Below are 6,788 nucleotides of genomic sequence, written 5' to 3' on the forward strand. Positions count from 1 at the left end.
CAATGAGCCCCCTAAAGAAAAGACTCCTACAACAACTAAAATCATATATGTATTCCTTCTCTATATTTTCTCTAATCAAAATTCTGGCCCCTTACAATCTACTCCCATTATCATAGATATAATGTAATGGGACTTTGCGGGTTTTAACCATTAGCCGATGTCAACCTCAAACAGAGATAATTGTCTTGCTTGTTTAAGCCCATTTTTAACCCCTTCTATCACCCTTTTGGTGAACTCTATACTTTCATCAAAGAAAGCAGCAATATTCGCAAAATAAGCTTCCTGGCGCTCTTTATTGACCCGAATAATGGATAGGACGATAGCTTTAACAGAAGCTAGTCTAATCCCTCCACCACGGCCAAATTTAACTGTAAAGAAAATCTTTTGTTCAGCTTTTAAGACCTTGAGAACTTTATCTAATGACCGTTCAGGTATGTTTAATTCTTCCCTGATTGCTTTTTTTGTCGTCTGAATAAATGGATCTTCAGATTGATAAAAACCTTCCAAGTAGTTCATCACATCTGCTTTCCACTCATGAAGATGGCTGTGTTTCCGATCAGCACGTTTCTTCTTGAACTTGTACCAGCCCTGCTTGATAAAGAGGTCTGAAGGACTCAACTCTTTATTGACCCAAGCCCTGCACAGTAGCGTGATATAATCACGACTGGCCGCCTCGTATTTTCCTGAATAGGCACTAGCTACCAGCTTCAGAAGTTCGCCTGTAGACAACGGTTCATCTAGTTGCAAGTTAAAATCGTTCAAAGCGACCTCACAGTCGCCCTGAGAAATACCTGAAGAGAAGTTAGCTAGAGCTAAGGTAAATAGCACGTTATTTCGTCCCATAACGTCCCTAGCACCCTTGATATTGGATTCTCTCGTCAGCAAGCCATACCAGGGTTCATCTATCTGTTTTACCCCTTCAGAGCCTGAAATAACTGTTAGATTTGGTTTCTTTCCTGGAAAGGGAAGGTCAGATTGCTTCATGGACCAGTCTAGCCATTCCTGGAACGAGTAGGTGTAGTCTGCATGGAAAAATTCGACGTTGTCCGTCCGTGGTATACGTGCAATACCAAAGTGGTTGCAGGTCATATCAACTGGCAAGGTTTGGTTAAAGTAGTTACGCAAATTTTGAGAGATAGCTTTTGCAACCTTGACCACTCTAAACTGGGAGTGTGCTGTAACGTAAGCTGGCTCTTCCAGGACAAAATAAGCTTGGAACCCTTTATCTGATTTTAAAATCAGAGTTGGCATGAAGCCTAAATCGATGGTAGTCGTTAAAATATCTCCAGCTGTCATTTCTTCAGCTGAAGAGGTAATATCGAAGTCAATATAGAAGGTGTTAATCTGCCTTAGATTGTCTTCAGAGTGCCCACGTGTAACCCGACGGTTAGCATCACTGTAAGCCCCAAAACAGTAGGCGTTCGGTGTCCAGTGAGTAAAGCTATCCTGGTTTTCTAAAATAGCCTCCATCGATGTTAAGACGACCCCACGTGCCTTGACCATATTCTCTTTAGAACGGTAGGCAAAGATAGCCCCACGTTTCCCTTCTTCAGCTGAAGGAACTGGCCGCAAGTGACTGTTTCTATATTTGGTCTGTCTTAGTCCATCTCTTAGAATCAAACTGTAAATGTTCGTTAAGTTCATCTGTTTCCTTACTATCAACGATTTTATACGCCAACGTTAGCTTTGAGCAACTCATCTGGCATCAATATTGTTTCTTTTGCATGCTCAAGCCCCTCAGAATAGCCTTCAAAGTCAATCTCTTCTATAGGAACTTTAATAGCTCTTTCTCTGATTTCTCCTAGTTGTCTAGCTTGTTCCTCTAACACCTCTTGAGGCACTTGAACGACTAAGGCAAACTCATCTGAAGTTAAACATTGATCCTTGAAGCGTTGATCTAAACCATCCAAGAACCCAAGTAAGTACGATTTCTTGTACTCCCTATAGTTTGCGGTTACTGCGGTCTTATAAAGTCTGTCCAGACGATAGTCTAAATAAAGCAGCGCCGCCTCATAGACCTTTGTGCAAAACTCAGCATCCGAATCGTAACCAAAGAAAATGATTTGAGTAATCCCTTTGTCGACTCTTCTCCTTCTGACAACCTGGCATCTAAAATTTGCCCCGAGTATCGCAGCTAATCGCTCTTTCCACCAGACCAAGCGATATTGAGTAGTCGCCACTTTTTCTCCAATAATTTCTTTCAACTGGGAAACTGAGACATCAGCCATGGAAATGTTGTGTTTTACCATGAGTTTTTGAGCCATCAGAAGAGCTGTTTGCCCCTCCTCATCGTCTGGTGTATCATAAGCTAGCTCCAAAAGATTTTGTATCTTCCCGATAATTTTATTTTCCATGTCAATCCTCCAAACGATATTTTCGGGGTAAGTGCCAAGCATAGTGCTTTGGTTCATTGACCGCTGCATTATAGAAAATCATATTATTGGCAATAATTTCTTGCCACTTTGGAATTTCATCATGGTAAATACGATCAAGCTTATAGAACTTCCTTGCTAGAAATCTAACCGCCCCTAGATGGTCTCCCATCGTAACGACACATAGTACATCATGTTCTATATCATAGACCCAGTGTCTCTTAGGATTGGCCAATATCTCCTGTGCAAACCCCTCATCTTTTTCTAGCCAATCACGCCCTGGTCTATAGTAAACTTTCATCTGAGAAGATTCTTCGTTCAGCCCATAAAAACAGTGACTACATAATGTTTGACCCTTATCAATCCACCAGCACGGACCATATTTTTCATGAATGCAGGGTGTAACCCAGTTACAAGCGCAACGTCTGCATATCCCTGGAGCTACATTTATTTCTTCATGCTTCATAGCAACACCTCTAGTTAATCTTCATGCTTTTTGGAATACTGGAGCTACACGAACAAATACCGTCCTGTAAGTCTCTCTTCAGATAAACTTCAGGAGTTGCAGTTGTGACATAATCGCTCCTCTTCCAATTTCTACGTAAGCGAGTGTTGAATAGTGACACTCTTGCTTCAATTTCTTTAAACCTAAATCCCAACTTCAAATACGTTGTGACGATTTCATGAACATGTTCTTTGGATTCTTTATTTCTAACCCTATTATGAACTGCCTGCTCCTCGTCTTCGAGTTTCAAGCTTCTCTGGTATTGAATATATAGAACCCTCATCTCTTCAATCTTATTTTGCCAGTGGGCATTGTAAGGTTTCCCAGAGTACTTGTTTACCAAGCTTCTAACAGGTTGCTTGAACTTCATCTGAATAGAATCAAATTCCCCTAGATCAGTAAAAGGATCAATGAACCCTATTGGCTCACTATTGATTAGTTGCTCGTATAATTCGTTTCTAATCATTCTGACCTCCTAACTCTGTCAAACCCTCTATGCTCTGTTTACCGCAATCAACTCCTCCAAATCTAAACACATGGTAAAGCCCCTTTCCGTATAAGATTTTAAACGAACAAAAAGGAGAACAGATTTCTCTGTTCTCCTCATAAATACATGGATGCATTCAATTCTAAAAACTCTTACCACTTACTGTGCATTTTATGAATACTTTCAGAAAAACTCTCTACCCGAAAGTAGAGAGTTACAATTAAGTTGTCTGACTATAATTGTTATTTCTGGGAACTCAATCGAATTAAGCTTCGATTTCTGTAACCATACCTGAACCAACAGTACGTCCACCTTCACGGATAGAGAAAGTAGTACCTTGTTCAACGGCGATTGGGTGGATCAATTCAACGTCGATAGTAACGTTATCACCAGGCATTACCATTTCAGTACCTTCTGGCAATTTGATTGAACCAGTTACGTCAGTTGTACGGAAGTAGAACTGTGGACGGTAGTTGTCGAAGAATGGAGTGTGACGTCCACCTTCTTCTTTAGTAAGGATGTAAACTTCACCTTTGAATTTAGTGTGTGGGTTGATAGAACCTGGTTTAGAGATAACTTGACCACGTTCGATTTCATCACGTTGTACACCACGAAGAAGCACACCAACGTTATCGCCGGCAAGACCTTCGTCAAGTTGTTTACGGAACATTTCAACACCAGTAACAACTGCTTTAGATTTTTCTTCTTGAAGACCAACGATTTCGATTTCGTCGTTGACACGAACAGTACCACGGTCGATACGTCCTGAAGCAACAGTACCACGACCAGTGATTGAGAATACATCTTCGACTGGAAGCAACAATGGTTTGTCAGTGTCGCGTTCTGGTTCTGGAATGTACTCATCAACAGTGTTCATCAATTCCATAACGATGTCTTCGTACTTAGTGTCACCTTCAAGGGCTTTAAGAGCTGAACCTTGGATAACTGGAAGATCATCACCTGGGAAATCGTATTCTGAAAGAAGGTCACGGATTTCCATTTCAACCAACTCAAGCAATTCTTCATCGTCAACCAAGTCAACTTTGTTCATGAAGACGATAAGGTGTTTAACACCAACCTGACGTGAAAGAAGGATGTGCTCACGAGTTTGTGGCATTGGACCGTCAGTTGAAGCTACTACAAGGATCGCACCGTCCATCTGAGCAGCACCAGTGATCATGTTTTTAACGTAGTCCGCGTGTCCTGGAGCGTCGATGTGAGCATAGTGACGTTTTTCAGTTTCATACTCAACGTGTGCAGTGTTGATAGTGATACCGCGCTCGCGCTCTTCTGGAGCAGCATCGATAGACGCATAGTCTTTAGGTTGGTTAACTGATGAAGGCAAGCGACGTGCCAATACAGTTGTGATAGCTGCTGTCAAAGTAGTTTTACCGTGGTCAACGTGTCCAATTGTACCAATGTTAACGTGGGGTTTACTACGATCGTATTTTTCTTTTGCCATTTTGGTAAAAGCCTCCAATAAAATATATTTTATAGATAGACAGTAGGCAATACAGTCTAACTTTACCTTACTATTCTATCAAATTGTGGCAGAATTGCAAGCATTTTCTATCGTTTTTTATTTTATCCATTTTCTGCAAGGGCTATTAGCTTCGCTTATAACTTTTTTATCATCCCATTTTAACCTATTACTCAACTAAAAACACCTCACTTCCATAGGGATATTGATGTCACCATAACTACAAGGTGCCACAAATACGAGACTACTGCGACAGATCTTTCTCCATTCAGTCATCCTACGACTCCCTGGCAAGCCTCTTGCTATAGGTGTAGAAAATTTTTCACTTAATGATGCAGTTGATAATAAGGCTGAATAGGAATGGACGCGCCAATACTAGAAGCATAAATCCAGTCCTTGCCTTCCAACTGAGCAAAGTCTTCTGCTTTTCCTGTTAGGATAATGCCTGCGAATTCTAATTTATCAATCTCTTCTTGTTTGGTAAAGTCGGTGTTACCAAACTTATCAACAAAGGCTTGCAAGTCATCCACTGGTATGTCCAAATACTGCGCTCGTTTCTGATCTCCTGTTTCTAAGAACTCTTTCATAAAGTCCATACCTGTCATATAGTCTTCTGGCATGGCCGAAAAGACCAGTTGAATATCCTCTGGCTCTAATCCCAAAAGTTGCTCTGGACGATAGTAATGGGTACTCTGCTTCCCTTCTGTCCCTATCCAATACCAATTTTGCTTGAGGTTGCTAGGAATCATCTCCTTGATTTTTGCCAAGCTGTACTTCTTATCAAAGGAAATAGCCACTTCTACTAGTTGACCGCTCATTTCTCTTAGATATGGCAATTCTTCAGCAATCTCTGACTCACTCCACACAATCTGATTCTTATTGTAAAAAACGGGTACCTTGGTATTGGTTGTATGATCATATAGGTATTTGAAAGTATTCCCAGGTATATGCTGGGCAAAGTCATAATGACTATCAAACAGGTCATAGTAAATTTCGTGCTGACCAAAAGCCATTGGAACACCGTCTAAATCCTTGTACAAATCGAAGTAGAGCTTTCCAGATACATAACTCGTGCTTTGGATTTTAATGCCATCATGATTTATATTTGGATAGGCGATTTCCATTAACATCGTTTGTTCCCACACCTCACGACCTTCTCGTGCACCGACAATTATTTTTACGGTTTGAACGCCAATCAATAATAAGATAAAACCGATGAGCGATGATAGCCCTATTGTCTTCCATAAATTCTTCCGCTTACTCTTTTTTGTCACTTCTTCAAAAGTCTTCATAGTCATATCCTCTCTCTTCTAGCATTTTCCTCAACTGTTTGCGTCCTCGGTAAAGGCTGATTTTCACCCAACTTTGACCAGCACCTAAAATATGCGCAATCTCCTTGATACTCATATCTTGGAAATAATAGAGGTCAATCACCTGCTGGTACTTACTGGGCAAACCTTCCACCGCTTGATAGAGCTCATCATGCCCCTCTTGGTCATAGATTAAAAAATTTTCAGGTCTAAAAAACTCCTTTTGTAAAATTTCATGGTAGCGCTTGTCTCTCCTGTATTTGTCAATGTAGGCCCGAACTGCAGAACGGTAAAGCCAAGCTCTTAGTTTTTCGAAAGGAAGGACAATATCAGATTCAAGCAATTTGACCAATACATCTTGGGCAATATCCTGACTGTCAGCTGGACTGGCTCCTGATTTTTGCAGATAGTAGGAAATCTCCTCTGCAATACCAATAATTTCTTTTTCATATTGATCCAGTTTGATACTTATCTCCTCCTTTCACTAATAAAACGAATGAATTGACTATTGGTTACACCTTTCTGATATTATTATACATAAAAAAACAACCTCCGAAGCAATGTCATTAAGTTAACATTCGGCATTACATCTACACTGTCTACTCCCAAGTATTTATTCTATGTCATACTTGGG

General features: G+C 40.6%; 7 protein-coding genes. All 7 read right to left on the bottom strand.

Features of this window, described 5'->3' with window-relative positions:
- Positions 1-150: 150 nt before the first annotated feature.
- Positions 151-1,644: a primase C-terminal domain-containing protein gene (locus P7J36_RS08415; RefSeq protein ID WP_408551855.1), complete on the bottom strand. Its 1,494-nt coding sequence runs from the start codon at positions 1,642-1,644 to the stop codon at positions 151-153.
- 23 nt (positions 1,645-1,667) lie between these two features.
- Positions 1,668-2,354, bottom strand: coding sequence for a DUF2786 domain-containing protein (locus P7J36_RS08420; RefSeq protein ID WP_024389786.1), 687 nt, complete (start codon positions 2,352-2,354; stop codon positions 1,668-1,670).
- Between the two features lies 1 nt (position 2,355).
- Positions 2,356-2,673 (bottom strand): hypothetical protein, encoded by a 318-nt coding sequence (locus P7J36_RS08425; RefSeq protein WP_029175508.1) that lies wholly within the window; start codon positions 2,671-2,673, stop codon positions 2,356-2,358.
- A 175-nt stretch (positions 2,674-2,848) separates the two neighbouring features.
- A complete protein-coding gene (locus P7J36_RS08430; protein WP_024389784.1) occupies positions 2,849-3,343 on the bottom strand; it encodes a hypothetical protein in 495 nt (164 codons plus the stop codon).
- A gap of 286 nt (positions 3,344-3,629) precedes the next feature.
- Entirely contained in the window at positions 3,630-4,826 is a 1,197-nt protein-coding gene (gene tuf / locus P7J36_RS08435) for an elongation factor Tu (protein WP_004298711.1), read from the bottom strand.
- 344 nt (positions 4,827-5,170) lie between these two features.
- The gene (locus tag P7J36_RS08440) at positions 5,171-6,142 is read right to left on the bottom strand and encodes an anti-sigma factor (RefSeq protein WP_408551853.1); all 972 of its coding nucleotides are present in this window, start codon (positions 6,140-6,142) and stop codon (positions 5,171-5,173) included.
- On the bottom strand, positions 6,123-6,626 hold the full coding sequence (locus tag P7J36_RS08445) for an RNA polymerase sigma factor (RefSeq protein ID WP_044759532.1): 504 nt from the start codon (positions 6,624-6,626) through the stop codon (positions 6,123-6,125). The genes P7J36_RS08440 and P7J36_RS08445 overlap by 20 nt, the downstream gene beginning before the upstream one ends.
- Positions 6,627-6,788: the final 162 nt, after the last annotated feature.

The organism is Streptococcus suis (assembly GCF_046032115.1).
In the GTDB taxonomy this organism is placed as follows: Bacteria; Bacillota; Bacilli; order Lactobacillales; family Streptococcaceae; genus Streptococcus; species Streptococcus suis_AJ.